Annotated in this window: 10 protein-coding genes; 9 read left to right on the top strand and 1 reads right to left on the bottom strand. The window is 35.8% G+C overall.

What is annotated here, in order from left to right:
- Positions 1 to 707 precede the first annotated feature (707 nt).
- The 9 genes from DR980_RS01745 (at position 708) to DR980_RS01785 (ending at position 15862) form a co-directional block, all read left to right on the top strand.
- Complete coding sequence (locus tag DR980_RS01745) at positions 708 to 2999, top strand: DNA topoisomerase 3 (protein ID WP_113633527.1); 2292 nt, start codon at positions 708 to 710, stop codon at positions 2997 to 2999.
- Between the two features lie 329 nt (positions 3000 to 3328).
- Positions 3329 to 3808, top strand: coding sequence for a DUF6265 family protein (locus DR980_RS01750; protein ID WP_113633528.1), 480 nt, complete (start codon positions 3329 to 3331; stop codon positions 3806 to 3808).
- Between the two features lie 190 nt (positions 3809 to 3998).
- Positions 3999 to 6146 (top strand): TonB-dependent siderophore receptor, encoded by a 2148-nt coding sequence (locus DR980_RS01755; protein WP_113633529.1) that lies wholly within the window; start codon positions 3999 to 4001, stop codon positions 6144 to 6146.
- A gap of 66 nt (positions 6147 to 6212) precedes the next feature.
- Positions 6213 to 7355 carry a PepSY-associated TM helix domain-containing protein gene (locus DR980_RS01760; RefSeq protein ID WP_113633530.1) on the top strand — a complete coding sequence of 381 codons (1143 nt, stop codon included), beginning with the start codon at positions 6213 to 6215 and terminating at the stop codon, positions 7353 to 7355.
- Between the two features lie 263 nt (positions 7356 to 7618).
- On the top strand, positions 7619 to 9115 hold the full coding sequence (locus tag DR980_RS01765; RefSeq protein WP_113633531.1) for an ankyrin repeat domain-containing protein: 1497 nt from the start codon (positions 7619 to 7621) through the stop codon (positions 9113 to 9115).
- 86 nt (positions 9116 to 9201) lie between these two features.
- Positions 9202 to 9684, top strand: a complete 483-nt coding sequence (locus DR980_RS01770) for a DUF2271 domain-containing protein (protein WP_113633532.1) — start codon at positions 9202 to 9204, stop codon at positions 9682 to 9684.
- Between the two features lie 90 nt (positions 9685 to 9774).
- Positions 9775 to 11973: a PepSY domain-containing protein gene (locus DR980_RS01775; protein WP_113633533.1), complete on the top strand. Its 2199-nt coding sequence runs from the start codon at positions 9775 to 9777 to the stop codon at positions 11971 to 11973.
- A 117-nt stretch (positions 11974 to 12090) separates the two neighbouring features.
- The gene (locus tag DR980_RS01780; protein ID WP_113633641.1) at positions 12091 to 13086 is read left to right on the top strand and encodes an FAD:protein FMN transferase; all 996 of its coding nucleotides are present in this window, start codon (positions 12091 to 12093) and stop codon (positions 13084 to 13086) included.
- 457 nt (positions 13087 to 13543) lie between these two features.
- Positions 13544 to 15862: a TonB-dependent siderophore receptor gene (locus tag DR980_RS01785; RefSeq protein ID WP_113633534.1), complete on the top strand. Its 2319-nt coding sequence runs from the start codon at positions 13544 to 13546 to the stop codon at positions 15860 to 15862.
- Between the two features lie 145 nt (positions 15863 to 16007).
- On the opposite strand, the gene DR980_RS01790 is transcribed toward DR980_RS01785, so the two are convergent.
- Positions 16008 to 18641: a valine--tRNA ligase gene (locus tag DR980_RS01790; RefSeq protein ID WP_113633642.1), complete on the bottom strand. Its 2634-nt coding sequence runs from the start codon at positions 18639 to 18641 to the stop codon at positions 16008 to 16010.
- Between the last annotated feature and the right edge of the window lie 4 nt (positions 18642 to 18645).

Raw genomic sequence — 18645 nt, forward strand, 5'->3', positions numbered from 1 at the left:
GTGATTGCTCTGCGAAGTTTACTGACTTCGTCACTATTCCAATAATCTACAAACACAGAAAAATAAAGGTCGCTAAAATAAGAATTGCATATAGTAATAGGTAAGAAGTCGGGAGACTTCGCACAGCACTCAATTAAATATTATGATTACTTAACCAAAAAATCCCAGCACAAACATTCTACACTAATACATAAAACCAAACAACCAAACTGGAATTATAGTCCCATACCCAATTTCTATCATATCTTTAGCAATGTATGAATCTGGAATATCTATAATTTGTTTTCTGGTTTTGTTTTTGCCTCCTATTTCGAAAGTGTACTTTTCATTAAATTGTTAAATACAAACAACATTTTTAGGTGCTTTTTGTTGTTTTTAAACAACAATTTTTTATCTTTTTTGTTGTGTTTAAACCACATTTTTAAATTACCCTAAAAAATTATTAGTCAATGAGAATACGCGAAATCAGATACGGCATTTTCTCTTTCGTTATTATGAAAAAGAAACGTAATATTTAGCCCTGATGGAAGCGGCATCCCAGGCTTTTTAGCCTGGATACAGCGGACAGCAGGACGGTTCGTGATTGAAAAAACTATTCGTTCTGCTCCTAAAAAACAACGCAACCTAGCCGTTCATAACTCCTACCGATTTCTTTTTAATACCAATTTCTAAATTCCTAATTTGCGCCCTCAAAATAAGTAGCAAAAATGAAGGTATGTATTGCCGAAAAACCAAGTGTAGCGCGCGAAATCGCATCCGTTTTAGGAGCCAATACCAAGCACGACGGGTATTTTGAAGGCAACGGTTATCAGGTAACGTACACTTTTGGGCATTTATGTACCTTGAAAGAACCGAACGATTACAAACCGCACTGGAAAAGTTGGGACCTCAACAACTTACCCATGCTTCCCGAGAAATTTGAAACCAAAGTGGTGGAAAATTCGGGGATCCAAAAGCAATTCAGAATCATAAAAAGTTTGTTCGACAAAGCCGATTTGGTCATCAACTGCGGGGATGCTGGGCAAGAAGGAGAACTCATTCAGCGCTGGGTCATGAACGAAGCGCAATACAAAGGCGAGGTCAAACGCTTGTGGATTTCTTCCTTAACCACCGAGGCCATTAAAGAGGGTTTCCAGAACTTGAAACCATCTGCCAACTACGATAATTTATATTACGCCGGATTTTCCAGAGCCATTGGCGACTGGTTACTCGGTATGAATGCCACGCGATTGTACACTGTAAAACACGGCGGTTACAAACAAGTTTTGTCTATTGGAAGGGTGCAAACCCCAACATTGGCAATGGTTGTGGACCGATTCAAAGAAATCGAGAATTTCAAACCTCAACCGTATTGGGAATTACAAACCTTGTATCGAGAAACACTTTTCAGCTATGAAGAAGGTCGCTTTTTAAAGAAAGAAGATGGAGAACTTTTGGCCAATAAAGTCAAGGAAAGTGAGTTCGAAATTGTCTCTGTCGAAAAAAAGAACGGCAACGAATTTGCACCAAAACTGTTTGATTTAACTGGCCTTCAAGTATATTGTAACACGAAATTTGGCTTTACGGCAGACGAAACGCTTAAAATTGTACAGACTTTGTACGAACAAAAAGTAGTTACGTATCCAAGAGTCGACACCACGTTTTTACCCAATGATATTTATCCAAAAGTTCCGGGCATCCTGAAAAACCTGACGAATTATGCTGCGTTGACGCAACCGCTTTTAGAAAAAAAAATAAAAAAATCACCCAAAGTTTTCAACGATAAAAAAGTAACGGATCACCACGCCATTATTCCAACGGGGATTCAAAGCAATTTGCAATACAATCAGCTGCAAGTGTATGATATTATTACAAAGCGATTTATTGCCGTGTTTTATGACGATTGTTTGGTCGCTAATACTACTGTAGTTGGGAAAGCAGCCGATGTTTTATTTAAAACCACCGGTAAAGAAATCTTAAAAAAAGGATTTCGCATAGTCTTTGAAGACCCAAATACCAAAGAAAAAGAAGCCGATATCTTGCCGAGTTTTGTTGTAGGCGAAAAAGGGCCGCACCAACCTTCGTTTTTAGAAAAGGAAACCAAACCACCGAATCAGTTTACCGAAGCGACTTTATTGCGCGCCATGGAAACCGCTGGCAAGCAAGTCGATGATGAAGATTTACGTGAATTGATGAAAGAAAACGGTATTGGTCGTCCGTCCACGCGAGCCAATATTATTGAAACACTTTTTAGACGCCAATACATTGTAAGAAACAAAAAACAGGTTTTGCCAACGCCAACGGGAATTCAACTGATTGATACGATTCAAAATGATTTGGTGAAGTCGGCAGAATTGACGGGTTCTTGGGAAAAGCAATTGAAAGATATCGAAAAAGGAACGTTTACCGCGGGTTCATTTATTAAGAACATGAAACACATGGTTGAAACTTTGGTATACGAAGTCCGCAGTGAAACCAGACGCGCCAATATCTCGCATGAGGGAAGTGTTCAGAAAGAAGTGGCAAAAGTCGAGAAAAAGAAAGCAGCCGGAATTTTGGCGGAAGCCTGTCCGAAATGTAAAAAAGGAACACTTATCAAAGGGAAATCTTCTTTTGGCTGTTCTAATTATAAAGCGGGCTGCGCATTTTTATTGCCTTACACTTTTGCAGAAAAAAAAATATCCGAGAATCAATACTTGCGATTGCTTCAAAAAGGTTCTACCGTAAACTTGAAAGATTTCAAAACCAATGCCGGCACTGTGGAAGGTTTACTTCGCTTTGACGAAAATTTCCAACTCAAATTAGAACCCAAGAAAACTTTGGCGAAAGCCATACCAGATGAATTAACCTGTCCGAAATGCCAGAAAGGAACGGTGCTAAAAGGAAAAACGGCTTATGGTTGCAGTCAGTATAAATCAGGCTGTGATTTTAAAGTGACTTTTGATACGGTCAGAACTAAACTAAAAGATCAAAAGCCTACGAAGGAATTGGTTTATGCTATTTTGAAAGCCAGTGTTTAATTTTTTTACCATATAAGTCATTTAAGAACATTTAACTTTGGTTTTAAAAGAAAAATTAATACCCCTTTCTTAAATGAAATAACTAATATTTTTTTGATATTTAAAACATATAAGTCATACAAGATTATTGAGGCTAGCTGCAAAACAATTGCTTATATGTCCTTATATGACTTATATGGTTAAGTTTTTTATAACGGTTGCATTTTAATTATTTGTTTGAAAAGTATTCAAAACTCTAGTCTTTTTTGAAAATTTAAAAACTAAAAAAAGAACACTATTCTATTTTTTCATAATTTAGCTCCATATAAATAACCCATAAATCTAAGCTTATGTTTCAAAAAACGACCTTTATATTGCTTTTGCTTGTTTTAGTTTCTTGTAAAGATTCTGATGCTAATGAAAAAGAAAAAATTAAGGCTGCCAATTGGCTTTTGGGAAATTGGGAAAACAAAGCCGTTGATGGTACTCTGACCGAATATTGGAAAAAAGTAAACGACAGCACCTTTCAAGCGCAATCTTATTTCGTTAAGGAAAAAGACACATTGCATTTTGAATCCATCACTTTGCAACAAAAAGGTGAAGTGTTAACCTATACTGCAACTGTAGAAGGACAGAATGGTGACAAACCCGTTGCTTTCAAGTTAACAACTGCAACAGAAAAGCAAATGGTTTTTGAGAATACAAAACACGATTACCCTCAAAAAATAAGTTATACTCAAATAACTCCTGACAGTTTAGTGGCTAAAATTTCAGGAATCCAACAAGGAAAACCAAGTTCCGAACAGTTTTCGATGAAAAAAATCAAATAAAAACTTAACATTTTATACTCCAATCACAACCTTGCTCGAAAAAGCAAGGTTTTTTTTATGCTTCTAAAAAACTGATTTACAAGTTCATAAAAAATATTTTATTTTGTTATCTATATTAAGTCTAAATAAGTTTTGTTAAAACAAAATGCCCTTCTATATTTGCATTATTATTTTTACTTAATCTAAATAAATGAAAAAGACACATACTATTTACCTGTCCGTTTTACTTTTTGGCGTAACTGTTAGCGCCCAAGAAAAAAAAGAGCAAGAAAAAGATTCTTTGAAAACGTTGAAAGAAGTTATTGTAAACTCCAACAAATACAAGTACAAAAGAGAAAAAAGTACTACCGTTTCCAGAATGCCATTAAACAATATTGAAAACCCACAAGTTTACAATACTGTAACCGCTGAGTTAATGAAAGAGCAATTAGTTACAAATTTTAATGATGCGTTAAAAAATGCTACTGGAATAACGCGTCTTTGGGAATCAACCGGACGTGGTGGCGATGGTGCTGAGTATTTTACAATGAGAGGTTTTTCGGTTCAGCCGACTATGATTAATGGTTTACCTGGAATTAATAATGGAAGTATTGATCCTGCAAACGTGGATAATATAGAAGTAATTAAAGGACCTTCAGGAACTTTATTTGGAAGTAGTTTGATTTCTTACGGAGGCTTGATAAACATTGTAACTAAAAAACCTTATTCCAGATTTGGCGGAGAAATCAGCTATAATTCCGGAACATATGGAATGGACCGACTTACAGCTGATGTAAATATTCCCTTGAATTCAGATGTTGCAATACGAATCAATACAGCCTACCAAAAAGAAAATTCGTTTCAAGATGCCGGTTTTGGAAAATCGTTTTTCTTTGCACCTTCCTTGAGTTACAAAGTAAATGATAAACTTTCGTTCTTGATAAACACCGAATTCACTAACAGAAATTCGGCAAATGCACCGATGCTTTTCTTGAACAGAAATTCGGCTCTATCTTTTGATTCGATGGAATTATTCGAAAGAAATTATAAAAAATCCTTTACTTCAAACGAATTGTCCATCAGTAATCCAACATTTAGTTTACAAGCTCAAATGCTTTTCAAACTGTCTGATCAATGGACTTCGCAAACGGTATTATCCAGAAGTAACAGCAAAACCAACGGCTACTATTCGTATTTATTCGACGCTTCAAACGGAAACGATTTTACACGATACATTTCGAAAAGAAATGGCGAAACTTTGGCAACTGATATTCAGCAGAATTTCATTGGAGACTTTAAAATTGGAAATTTAAGAAACCGATTAGTCGCAGGTGTTGATTATTACCAATCGAATATTATGAATGGAAGCAGCGGTTGGGTTGGAAACGGAATTGTTTCTTTAATCGATGGTGGAGATACTGGAGATTTAACCCAAGCGGGAGTTGATAATTTATTAGTCGGTTCATTTGAAGGAAACTCAACTGCCGAAGTGGAAGTTATCAGTGCATACGCTTCGGATGTGTTGAATATTACCGATAAATTATCTGCGATGGCGAGTTTGAGAATTGACCATTTCAAATCGACAACCGCAACCGAAGAAAGAAGCCAATCAGCCGTTTCACCAAAATTCGGTCTAGTTTATATGTTGATTAAAGATAAAGTTTCTGTTTTTTCCAATTACATGAATGGGTTTGTGAATGTCACGCCAAGAGAAGTTTCAGAAGTGGATGGATCAAATCCGAGAATAAAATCTTTTGACCCGGAACAAGCCAATCAGTATGAATTTGGATTAAAAACAAACTTATACAAAGACATCATTTCGGCATCCATCAGCTACTATAATATTGATGTTAAAAACAGATTGATGACTGATCCAAACAATATCAACAACGCTATACAAGGCGGTGAAGTAAATAGTAAAGGAGTCGAAGTGAGTTTTACGGCAAATCCAGTAAAAGGATTTAACATCATTGCCGGATTTAGCAACAACAAAAGTGAAGTTACCAAAGACAATCCAGGAGATGGTTATTTAGGACTAAGACCTGAAGAAGCCGGTCCGGAAACGCTTGTAAATTTATGGGCAAATTATACGTTGACTTCAGGAAAATTAAAAGGTTTCGGAATAGGTTTTGGTGGAAATTATGCCAGCGAATACAAAACATTAAACAGAGCCAATATTGGAACCTTTGAATTGCCAAGTTATACCATAGTAAATTCGGCTTTATCGTATTCAAATGACAAATTCAATCTTGCTTTGAAATTGAATAATGTATTCAACGAAAAATATTATTCAGGATGGTCGACAGTAGCTCCGCAGCGTTTGAGAAGTATCACCGCCGGTTTAACCTATAAATTTTAAGTTTCATAATTGGTTTTTGTTTCACTAAACTCCTCATTTCGGTGGGGAGTTTTATTCTTTTTTTAAATGAAAAATAATACTCTCAAAAAAGCAATCCGAAAAATCCATCTTTGGCTAGGTTTGTCGTCTGGATTACTCGTTTTTATAATCGCCATAACAGGATGTTTGTATGCCTTTCAGGAGGAAATACAAAACATCACAGAAGAATATCGTTTTGTGGAACCTCAAAATGAATCTTTTCTGCCTCCATCTCAGTTGGAAACCATTGCCAGAAAAGAAGTTCCGAATAAAGTGCTTCACGCCATCAAATACAATGAAAAAAATAATTCTGTTGAGGCGATATTTTTTCATTACGAACCCAGTTATCATTATACGACTTACCTAAATCCTTACACTGGAAAAGTCCTAAAAACAATCAATAATGAGGAAGGTTTCTTTCCATTTATTCTCGATGGGCATTTTTATCTTTGGCTGCCACATGAAATTGGACAAACTGTTGTGGCATCAGCAACATTAATATTTCTAATCATGTTGATTTCAGGTTTTATTCTTTGGTATCCCAAAAATAAAAGTGCGGCCAAACAACGATTTTGGTTCAAATGGAAAAAAGGAACGAAGTGGAAACGAAAAAATTACGACTTACATAATGTAACCGGTTTTTATGTACTCATCATCGGAATTATTTTTGCCATAACGGGATTAGTTTGGGGATTTCAATGGTTTGCATATTCTTATTATACCATGTCCGGTGGCGAAAAATCATTATTATATGAAGAACCACTTTCGAAAAAAAACCAGAAAAATACAACTGCAATTGTAAAGCCTTTAGATGCGGTTTGGCTCCAAATGCAAAAAGAATATCCTTTGGCCAAATCCATTGAAATTCATCCGCCGGAAACTAATATGTCCCCAATAGCCGCAAATGCAAATAGCGATAAAGGAACGTATTGGAAAATTGACTATCGGTATTTTGATCAATCCAGCTTGAAAGAGATGTCTGTTTCCCATATTTGGGGCAGAAAAACAGCCGATAAAATTGCTGATAATCTGATGAAAATGAATTATGATATTCATACCGGAGCGATATTGGGATTACCCGGAAAAATATTCGCCTTTCTGTGTAGTTTACTCATTGCAAGTCTGCCAATATCCGGATGCTACATTTGGTGGGGCCGAAACAGAAAAAATAAAACAGGGGTTTTGAATTAAGTCCAATTCTATAATTTCAAGTTCCTGCGTTAAACCTTTCCATCAGTTTGACATCTAAAGTAGTGGGAATTAAAATATACCTTTTCAAATCATCGAGAGAAAGATCAAAATACAAACATTATAATTCATTAAATATTTCCAGATAATTGAGCCCATAATAATTGGAATTATACTATTTATTTTTACATTTGTGTTATTTTTATTTATTCTAAATAACTTAAAATAATTTTCTTTACAATAATAAGAACCCTTATAAAAAATTTATGAAAAAGAATCTTTTCATCTCTTTTGCCTTAATTGCCACTTTATTTGTGAGTGCGCAGCAAAAAAATACACTTTTGGAGCAATCTTTTTGGAAAACAAATCCGGATGTAAATGCTGTAAAAGCTGAAATAGCGAAGGGAAACAGTCCTTCAGCCTCTACTCCAAATGCTTTTGATGTAACTGTTATGGCTATTAATAATGATGCACCTGCAGCAACCATACAATTCCTACTGGAGCAACACGGGAATGAAGTCAGCAAATTGACACACGACAATCGTATTTATTTACACTGGGCCGCCAATAAGGGAAATGTAGCAATTGTAGAATACCTTATCAGCAAAGGCTCAAATCTTAATCTAGAAGACAGCAAAGGAGAGACTCCGCTAACTTTTGCGGCAGTTGGAGGTCAAAGCAATACCGCACTGTATGATGCCTTTTTTAAAGCTGGAACTGATCCAAAGAAAAAATACAAAGACGGTGTAAACCTATTATTAATGGCGATTTCATCCGACAAAAACCTAACGCTTTCAAACTATTTCACCACCAAAGGAATGTCAATTAAGGACACTGATAGTGATGGAAATACTGCTTTTGATTATGCTGCGAAATCAGGCAACCTACCATTATTGAAATCCCTGTTAGAAAAAGGAGTAAAAGCTACTGACAATGCACTGCTGTTTGCAGCACAAGGTTCCCGTAGAGATGTGACTCCTCTTGAAACCTACAAATACTTAGTTGAAGATTTAAAAATCAAACCAACTGCTACAAGCAAATCTGGTGAAACGGTGCTTCATTTATTGGCAAGCAAAGCCAACCAATCTGAAATCATTACTTACTTTTTGTCCAAAGGCGTAGATGCTAATAAAGCTAATAACGAGGGAAATACGGCATTAATGGCTGCAGCTTCAGCTAGGGATATTGCAGTATTAGAACTGCTATTACCAATAGTAAAAAACAACAATGTTCAAAATTTAAAAGGAGAATCAGCACTGACAATGGCTGTAAAAGCAGGAGTTCCTGAGGCTATAACAGTACTTTTAAACAAAGGAGCTGATGCAAAAGTATTGGACAAAGACGGAAACAATTTAGGATATTACCTGATTCAATCTTATAGACCATCAGGTCGCGGACCAGAGGCAACGACTCAAGATCCTTTTGAAGCCAAAATAAAATTACTTCAGGATAAAGGTTTAAACTTGGCTACTCCTCAAAAAGACGGAAATACATTGTATCATTTTGCTGTAATTAAAAACGATTTGGCTTTATTGAAAAAAATCGCTGCTTTAAACATCGATATCAATGCCAAAAACAAAGATGGCTTAACAGCGTTGCACAAAGCAGCTATGATTTCAAAAGACGATGCTATCTTGAAATACTTAGTATCTATAGGTGCAAAAAAAGAAATTACCACTGATTTTGACGAAAGTGCGTATGCTTTAGCCAAAGAAAACGAGTCGTTAACAACTAACAAAATAGCGCTAGAATTTTTAAAATAATAGTATGAAATCGCCGTGATACTAAATCACAAACTATAATAAACAATGGCGCTACCATATTCCTTAAAAAACAAATATTATCTCCTATGAAATCAATCCTAAAAATTAGTTTATCTATAACGTTCCTATTCCTTTTGTCCTTTCAAGCGACAGCGCAAACCAGTAAATACAAATGCATGCTTCAAATGTCAAACTACATGGGAGAAGGCGCTTATATTGTAGTTTCACTTGTAAACGCTAAAGGCGAATATGTAAAAACATTATACGTAATGGGAGATGACAAAAAATGGTACAAAACCCTTAAAGAATGGCATAAATTCTATTCTAAAAAACCTGAAAATATCAGTGCCAAAACGGGTGCTTCAGTAACCGGTGGCGACCGCAGCATCACCACAATAGAAATTGAAGATGCTAAAATCAACAAAGGATTTAGATTGCGTTTTGAAACTGCAGTTGAAGATCATAAATATTACAACACTGATTTAGAAATTCCACTGACAACTGAAGGAATTGCAGCAAAAACAGAAGGTAAAAACTATATTCGCTACGTGAGATTAAACAAAATATAAATAAACAGCTTTTTCATTAAACCAAATAAGTCATATAAGCTTTTACAAAACGTAAAACTTATATGACTTATATGTTAAAATTTATTACAAATGACTCTTTCTTTTTGGCGTTACTCACACTTGGCTTTGGCTGTATTTTCTGCTGCATTTTTAGTTTTGGCATCCGTATCTGGTGTCATCCTCGCAGTCGATGTCATACAAGAAAAAACACCGCCATATAAAGTAGAAAATTTCGATAAAATAACCCTAGGAGAAACTTTGCCAATGTTACGCAAAACCTATCCTGAATTAACCGAATTGAGTGTAAACCACAATCAATTTGTAACCCTGCAAGGTATCGACCAGGAAGACAATGATGTCAATGCCTATATTGACGCAAGAACTGGAAAAATACTAGGAACACCCATCAAAAAAGGTGAATTTATCCAATGGACCACAGCGCTCCATCGTTCCTTATTCCTTAAAGAAACCGGGCGTTTTATTGTGGGCTTTATTTCCTTTTTGTTAGTGTTGATTTCCATTTCGGGTTTTGCTTTGATACTCAACCGCCAAAGAAGCCTTCGCAGTTTATTTTCTAAAATTGTGAAAGAAAATTTCGCTCAATATTACCACATTTTTTTAGGACGATTATCGCTAATTCCGATTCTGATTATTGCACTTTCCGGAACGTATTTGACCTTGGAAAAGTTTAATTTTTTCCTTGAAAAAACAGATTCTGAAGAAAAAACCGAAATGGCTGCAAGCACACCTATTTCAAAAAAAAGCACTGCTACTTCAGTTTTAAAAAACACGCTTCTCACTGATGTTCAAAAAATTGAATTCCCATTTTCGGATGACCCCGAAGAATATTATATAATTACATTAAAAGACCGAGAAATAGAAGTTAATCAGGTTTCCGGTGCAATTGTAAGTGAAACTCCTTTTCCACTGCAAACTTTAGCATCAAATTTGAGTCTTGATTTACATATTGGGAGAGCAAGTATTTTATGGGCGATAATTTTAGGAATAGCGAGTTTAAACATTCTCTTTTTTATCTACTCGGGTTTTGCCATGACATTAAAACGAAGAGCGAGTCGCATTAAAAACAAATATAAAGCTCAAGAAAGCACCTTCATTTTACTAGTAGGTTCCGAAAATGGAAGCACGCTACTATTTGCCAATGCGATTCAAAAACAATTGCTTGCCCATGGAGAAAAAGTCTTCCTTACTGAACTGAATAATTATTCGGTTTACCCAAAAGCAGAGCATCTTATCATATTTACTTCGACCCACGGATTAGGTGATGCGCCATCTAATGCGAGCAAATTTATTTCGCTCATCAACAAAACGGAACAAAAGCAAAAAATCAATGTTTCGGTGGTAGGATTTGGTTCTCAAGCGTATCCTGATTTTTGTGGTTATGCACAGGAAATTGATGCCCTATTGGCAAAACAAAATTGGGCGGAACGTTTTTTAGAATTACAAACCGTAAACGACAAATCAGCCGAAGAATTTGTAGGATGGGTGAAATTATGGAGTACCAAAACAGGAATTCCACTTTCGACGACTCCATTACTTTATAATGAAGTTCCGAAAGATTTGGAAAAAATGACAGTACTTAATAAAACACTTATTTCTGATACGGAACATACCTTTTTAATGACCTTACGCACTAACAGAAGCACTAAATTTACTTCGGGTGACCTATTGGCTATTTATCCAGCAAACGACAACCAAGAGCGCCTCTACTCTATCGGAAACCATAATGGAAATATACAATTAGTCGTGAAATTACATCCTTCTGGGTTGGGTTCGGGCTATTTATATACTGTAGAACCGGGTTCTGTTTTTAAAGCACGAATTATTAAGAACCAGACTTTTCATTTCCCGAAAAAAGCCTCTAAAGTAGCGCTGATTTCAAATGGAACAGGAATTGCTCCGTTCCTGGGAATGATGGAACAAAACAAGAAAAAAACCGAAATTCATCTGTATTGTGGCTTTCGTAAAGCAACTGAAACTGTTTTAGGATATGAAAAATTTGCTGCTGAAAAGATTCAGAAACATCAACTTAAAAGTTTTTATGTAGCTTTATCCCGTGAAGCGAACCATAATTATGTTATGGATTTGATTAAACGTGACGCTGATTTTTTCACAGATTTACTAACACAAGGAGGCGTTGTAATGATTTGCGGTTCGCTTGCAATGCAAAAGGATGTAGAAGCTGTTCTTGATACACTTTGTCTTGATAAAACTGGAAAAGCAATTGCTGACTATAAAGCTAATGGACAAGTGCTGACGGATTGTTATTAGTGGAATTATGTTATTTTGTCATTGCGAGGAACGAAGCAATCACATTAGTTGCTCAACTTATATGCTTATGCTAGTGCGATTGCTTCGTTCCTCGCAATTACTACTGATACTTTTATTATGAAATTCCAATTCCTGTTTCTCCTTTTACTAATTTGCGCTTTCACAAGCCACAGCCAAGTCTTACGAAAAAGAACCACCTTACTTATGGGCGGTCGATTTGACATTACCATTGTTGCAAACGATTCGGTATCTGCAGAAAAAAATATTGATACTGTTATTGCTGAAATTACACGAATAGAAAATTTAATTTCTGATTGGAAATCGGATTCGCAGGTATCAGAAGTGAACCAAAATTCAGGTATTCGGCCAGTGAAAGTGGATAAAGAAGTTTTTGAATTAACGCAAAGAGCGATTCGGTTTTCTGAAATGACGAATGGAGGTTTCGATATTAGCTTTGCGGCAATGGATAAAATCTGGAAATTTGATGGTTCCATGACAGCAATGCCTTCGGCGGAAGTCATTAAAAAATCAGTTGAAAAAGTGGGTTATAAAAATATAATCTTGGATAGTGTTCAATCCACCATTTTTCTGAAACTAAAAGGGATGAAAATTGGTTTTGGCGCCTTAGGCGAAGGTTATGCCACCGATGAATGTCGTGATATGATGCTTGCAAAAGGCATCAAAGCCGGAATTATAAACGGCTCAGGCGATATGAGTACGTGGGGAAAGCAACCTAACGGGAAACCTTGGAATATTGGAATTACGAATCCCTTTCATCCTGAAAAACTCGTTGCAGTTGTTCCATTAGAACAAGACGCGGTAACTACTTCTGGTAGCTATGAGAAATTTGTTGTTTTTAATGGCAAACGGTATTCACATATAATTAATCCGGCAACAGGTTATCCTGCAACGGGTTTGTGTAGCGTGACGGTTTTTGGACCAAATGCTGAAACTGCAAACGGTTTGAGTACTTCATTAATGGTTTTAGGAAAAACAGCTGGACTTCTTTTACTCAAAAAATACGCTGATTATAGCTGCATCATGATTACGGATGATGGAAAAGTGGTGAAATCAAAATACTTCCGAATCAAGAAATTTAAGGCACGACTTTAATTCATCCTAGCATAAATTTCCAAAATTAAATACTAGCTCCACAAAGATAAACTTCCTATTTGTGGTCAGGACAGGTTAATTCCAATACTGCCTCTTTGATATAAATTTCAAAAATCAAAGTTTACTATCAAAAATCTGTAGCATAAAAACGGTAACACACAACGCTCCTATTTGGATTACTCCTTTAACAAAAATTAACATAAAAGATATTCATAGTCTTTTTGGAGAAGAATTTTCACAATCTAGAAGTCAAAACAACCAAAAAACACTAGACAAAGGCCTAAAAAAGCATCTGTTATTTTAAAAAATGCTATTATAAACAAACACAAATAGCTAAACTATAATTAGTTAAATAAAAAACAAAATATTATTAATATTTAATCTAAATAAGTTTTGTCAAACCAAACTTGGGTTTTATATTTGCATCGTTATTTTTAATTATTCCAAATAAACACTCATGAAATATATTTTCCTTCCCACATTAACACTTTTATTTAGTTTGACTTGTTTAGCACAAGAATCAGTGAATACATCTGACGATAAAAATTTTGAAGATCCTTTCGAATCCATAACGGATACCATAAAAAACAAAAAAGGAGGAGTACTTAAAGAAGTTGTTATCACAGCCAACAAAGAGAAAAAGGCAGTTTCAGCATTAAGATCAGGATTAAAACCAATGGACACTCCGCAAAGTGTTCAGGTTATTGGAGCTGAAATAATCGAGCAACAACAAGCCATTCGCCTAAGTGAAGTTATCAAAAATGCCAATGGTATTTATGTAGGTTCCGCACGTGGTGGCGCTCAGGAATCATTTTTCTCAAGAGGATATGATATGTCAGCCAACAATATGTTTAAAAATGGTTTCCGTTATAATGCAGGTTCTATACCGGAAGTTTCAGGTTTAGAAAAAGTGGAATTTCTTAAAGGTGGTTCTGCCTTATTGTATGGAAACGTTGCTCCGGGTGGAATTTTAAATTTGGTTACTAAAACCCCTTCTTTCAAGAGCGGTGGAGAAATTACAATGCAAGCAGGTAGTTATTCCTACTACAAACCATCGATTGATTTTTACGGCCCTTTGAATAAACATATCGCTTATCGATTTAATGCTTCTTACGAAAACTCAGAAAGCTTTAGAGATTATGTCAAAAATGAGCGTATTTATGTAAATCCTTCATTCCTTTTTAATGTAAGCGATAAAACTCAAATTACGGTACAAGGTGACTATTTAAGTGCCGATTGGACTCCTGATTTTGGGACTGGAATCATTGGTAAAACAATTTTAGATTTGCCCCGAAACACGTATTATGGAGCGCTATGGTCAACTGGTAAAACAAAATCATCCAGTGCTTCAGTATTGGTCAATCATGATTTCAACAACAACTGGAAATTAAGTTTTAATTCTTCTTTTCAGTCTTACAACAGAACTCAAAAATCGACTGCACAGTTAAGCTCGATTGATGTCAACGGGAATTGGAAACGTGGCTTGACACAAGCTGATGCTTCTGAAAAAATATTTGGAGATCAATTGAGTTTACAAGGAACCTTCAACACAGGAAGCATCAAACACCAAATATTTACAGGAGTTGACTATGAAAATTCTATGGCACCAAGTTATACTTTTGGCTTTTATGCAACTCCAAATGGTACAACTGCTTTAACTACTGAAGCAACTGCCATAAATCTATTCAATTATGATTACAGCACACAAAGCCTTACCGCGCCCTATTCAACTAGAAGAACCCAACTTGCTACTACAGATACACAACGTTTTGGAGTATATGCACAAGATTTAATTTCGATTACTGATTATGTAAAGGTTTTGGCGGGACTCCGTTGGTCATGGCAAGAAAGTGAGGTCACAACCTCCAAAGAAGTAATAGGGAAAGTGAATGGAGTTGACACCATTACAACAACTCTTGAAAATGCAACTGCTACAACTGGAACTAAAACTTTGAACAGAGCTTATTCTCCAAAAGCAGGACTGGTAATTCAACCAAACAAAGATTTGTCTTTGTTCGCCAGTTACTCCAACTCATTTACTCCTAATAGCGGAACAACGGTAGATTTGCAACCTTTAGATCCTTCTATAATAGATCAATTCGAGGTGGGTATCAAAAAAGATTTTTGGAAAGGTATTTTGAGTACCAATGTAACAGCATATCAAATCTCAAACAATAATTTAGCTCAAACTGTTTTGTTTGCGGCTGATGGTGTAACACCTAATGTAAATACTAACTTAAAAGAACTGGTAGGGGGAACAAAAGGAAAAGGAATTGAAATAGATGTTACTGCAAAACCAACACTAGGTTTGAACATCATTGCAGGATATAGCTTTAACGAAACCAAAATTTCTAAATCATCAGGGACAAGCGGAAGTCTTGTAGTAGGAGACATTTTAGCAAGAACGCCAAAGCATACAGCCAATTTGAGTTTTTTCTACAAATTGCCTAGCGGGACATTAAAAGGGCTTACTTTTGGAGCCATCGGGAACTATATTGGTGACCGCACAGGAGGTTGGAATGACCGTTATGTATGGACAGAAAACAAACCTGTAACTACTCCAAAAACATATACTGTGACCATTGAAGACCGTGACATTCCATTAGAAGGATATACAACAATTGATTTTTCAGCAGGTTATGAATGGAAAAAATTCTCCATATTATGCAAATTATCTAATGTGACAAATGAGTTGAATTACACGGTACACGAAAATTACAGTGTAAATCCAATTGCTCCACGTCAAGTATTGACAAGCTTGAAATATAAATTCTAAAACCTTACTTAGGTTGTATTTGATCCAAAGTTTTTCTGCTTCTTTCATTTTTTTGAAAAGCAGAAAAACTTTGGATTTTTTAATTAAAAATCCCATCTCCTTTTTTACAGTAGATGGGATTCTATATTTCTAAAAGATTGAACGGTTATTTCAAACCCGCCAAACTGTGTTCGATAGTTTCAATTTTTGCCAAAGCATCTGCTTCTTTTTGTCTTTCGTTTGCCAATACTTTCTCCGGCGCACCAGCTACAAATTTCTCATTTGCTAATTTATTTTGAACGGATTTCAAGAAACCTTGCGTGTAAATTAATTCCGTCTTAAGTTTAGCAATTTCCGCTTCTACGTCAATGTTTCCAGTTATTGGGATGAAATATTCATTCGATTTTACACGGAAAGACAATGCTCCGTCTACTTTATCCGAAACATATTCTAATGAAGTGATGTTCCCTAATTTGGTCACAACCGAATCAAAATAAGTGGAAGCTTTATCGTTGTTTACTACTTTCAGTTCGATAGTGTCTTTGAAAGGAATATTTTTGTCTTTACGAATCGTTCTTATCCCAGAGATTACTTCAATTGTATTGTCAAAATCAGCAATCAAAGCTGCGTTAAATGTTTTCATTTCCGGCCAAGTTGAAACAATTAACGCTTCTTCTATAGTTCTTTCGGCAAGAATTTGCCAAATTTCCTCTGTCAAAAACGGCATAAAAGGATGCAATAATTTCAAGTTATTTTCGAGCATTTCTATGGCTTTCGCCAAAGTTACGCTGTCAATTGGCTGTTGGTATGCCGGCTTTATCATTTCCAAAAACCAAGAACAGAAATCATCCCAAACCAATTTATAAATTCCCATCAACGCATCGGAAATTCTATATTTTTCAAAATTATCTTCGATTTCCAAAAGTGTTTGTTGCAATTTGGCTTCGTACCATTCAATCGCTACTTTCGATGATTCCGGTTGTGGAATAGCATCCGAAACTTCCCAACCTTTTATCAGTTTGAAAGCATTCCATATTTTATTAGTAAACGCTTTTCCTTGGTTGCACAATTCTTCATCAAACATAATGTCATTCCCTGCAGAAGCGCTCAAAAGCAATCCCACACGAACACCATCGGCACCAAATTTTTCAATTAAGTCTAAAGGATCCGGAGAATTCCCTAATGATTTAGACATTTTGCGTCTTTGTTTGTCCCGAACCAAACCAGTTAAATACACATTTGTAAATGGTTTTTTACCGGTGTATTCATATCCTGCAATAATCATTCTCGCCACCCAGAAAAACAAAATATCCGGACCCGTTACTAAATCATTCGTTGGATAATAGTATTTAAAATCTTCGCTTTCTGGATCCATAATTCCCCCAAAAACAGACATTGGCCACAACCAAGAAGAAAACCAAGTATCTAAGGCATCAACATCTTGTTTCAAGTCAGAAGTTGTAAGTTGTAAGTTTTTGGTTTTTTCTTTAGCTAAAACTAAAGCTTCTTCAATAGATTCAGCTACTACAAAATCCTCTTTTCCATCGCCATAGAAATAAGCCGGAATTTGTTGTCCCCACCATAATTGACGGGAAATATTCCAGTCGCGGATATTGTTTAACCAATGCGCATACGTATTATTAAAACGAGCAGGATGCAATTTGATTTCACCATCTTCTAATACCGATTTAATTGCCGGTTTTACCAAATCTTCCATTTTCAAAAACCATTGGTCAGACAAACGAGGCTCGATTACCGCTTTTGTTCTTTCCGAAGTACCCACTTTGTTTAGGTGAATTTCTGTTTTTGCTAAAGCACCAATCGTTTCTAATTCTTTGGCAATTGCTTCACGAACCACAAAACGATCTTTTCCTTGATACTGCAATCCAAAACTATTTAAAGTCGCATCTTCGTTGAAAATATCAATAATCTCCAAATTGTGCTTCTCCCCTAATGCTTTGTCATTCATATCGTGAGCAGGAGTTACTTTCAAACATCCTGTTCCAAATTCGATATCAACATATTCATCTTCAATAATTGGAATTACTCTTCCGCAAATAGGGACAATCGCTTTTTTCCCTTTCAAATGAGCAAAACGTTCGTCATTTGGATTAATACAAATCGCGGTATCTCCAAAAATAGTTTCGGGACGCGTTGTTGCAATCGTAAGGAAATCTTCACTTCCTTCAATTTTATATTTTAGGAAATACAATTTTCCTTGTTGTTCTTCGTAAATTACTTCTTCGTATGATAAAGTAGTTTTCGCTTCGGGATCCCAGTTTACCATTCGGTATCCTCTATAAATCAGTCCTTTGTTGTATAAATCTACAAAAGAACGAATTACCGACGCTGACATATCAGGATCCATCGTAAACTTAGTTCGTTCCCAGTCACAAGAAGCTCCCAGCTTTTTTAATTGATCTAAAATTACACCACCGTATTTATCTGTCCATTCCCAGGCATGCGCCAAAAATTCTTCGCGAGTCAAATCATTTTTATTGATTCCTTCTGCTTTTAATTTGGCTACCACTTTTGCTTCAGTAGCTATTGAGGCGTGATCCGTTCCCGGAACCCAGCATGCGTTGAAACCTTTAAGACGTGCTCTTCTAATTAACACATCTTGAATTGTATTGTTCAACATGTGACCCATGTGCAAAACCCCAGTAACATTTGGAGGTGGAATCACAATGGTATATGGTGTTCTATGATCCGGCTCCGAATGAAAATAATTATTTTTCATCCAGTAGTCATACCATTTATTCTCAATTGTTTTAGCGTCGAATTGTGCAGGAATTGTCATTTTA

It is taken from the genome of Flavobacterium psychrolimnae, from assembly GCF_003312425.1.
Taxonomy (GTDB): domain Bacteria; phylum Bacteroidota; class Bacteroidia; order Flavobacteriales; family Flavobacteriaceae; genus Flavobacterium; species Flavobacterium psychrolimnae.

Excerpts from the sequence above, each read along its gene's own strand:
- DR980_RS01755 (WP_113633529.1), top strand. The coding sequence starts at position 3,999 with ATGAAAAAGACACATACTATTTACCTGTCCGTTTTACTTTTTGGCGTA.
- DR980_RS01750 (WP_113633528.1), top strand. The coding sequence starts at position 3,329 with ATGTTTCAAAAAACGACCTTTATATTGCTTTTGCTTGTTTTAGTTTCT.
- DR980_RS01760 (WP_113633530.1), top strand. The coding sequence starts at position 6,213 with ATGAAAAATAATACTCTCAAAAAAGCAATCCGAAAAATCCATCTTTGG.
- DR980_RS01775 (WP_113633533.1), top strand. The coding sequence starts at position 9,775 with ATGACTCTTTCTTTTTGGCGTTACTCACACTTGGCTTTGGCTGTATTT.
- DR980_RS01745 (WP_113633527.1), top strand. The coding sequence starts at position 708 with ATGAAGGTATGTATTGCCGAAAAACCAAGTGTAGCGCGCGAAATCGCA.
- DR980_RS01790 (WP_113633642.1), bottom strand. The coding sequence starts at position 18,641 with ATGACAATTCCTGCACAATTCGACGCTAAAACAATTGAGAATAAATGG.
- DR980_RS01770 (WP_113633532.1), top strand. The coding sequence starts at position 9,202 with ATGAAATCAATCCTAAAAATTAGTTTATCTATAACGTTCCTATTCCTT.
- DR980_RS01765 (WP_113633531.1), top strand. The coding sequence starts at position 7,619 with ATGAAAAAGAATCTTTTCATCTCTTTTGCCTTAATTGCCACTTTATTT.
- DR980_RS01785 (WP_113633534.1), top strand. The coding sequence starts at position 13,544 with ATGAAATATATTTTCCTTCCCACATTAACACTTTTATTTAGTTTGACT.
- DR980_RS01780 (WP_113633641.1), top strand. The coding sequence starts at position 12,091 with ATGAAATTCCAATTCCTGTTTCTCCTTTTACTAATTTGCGCTTTCACA.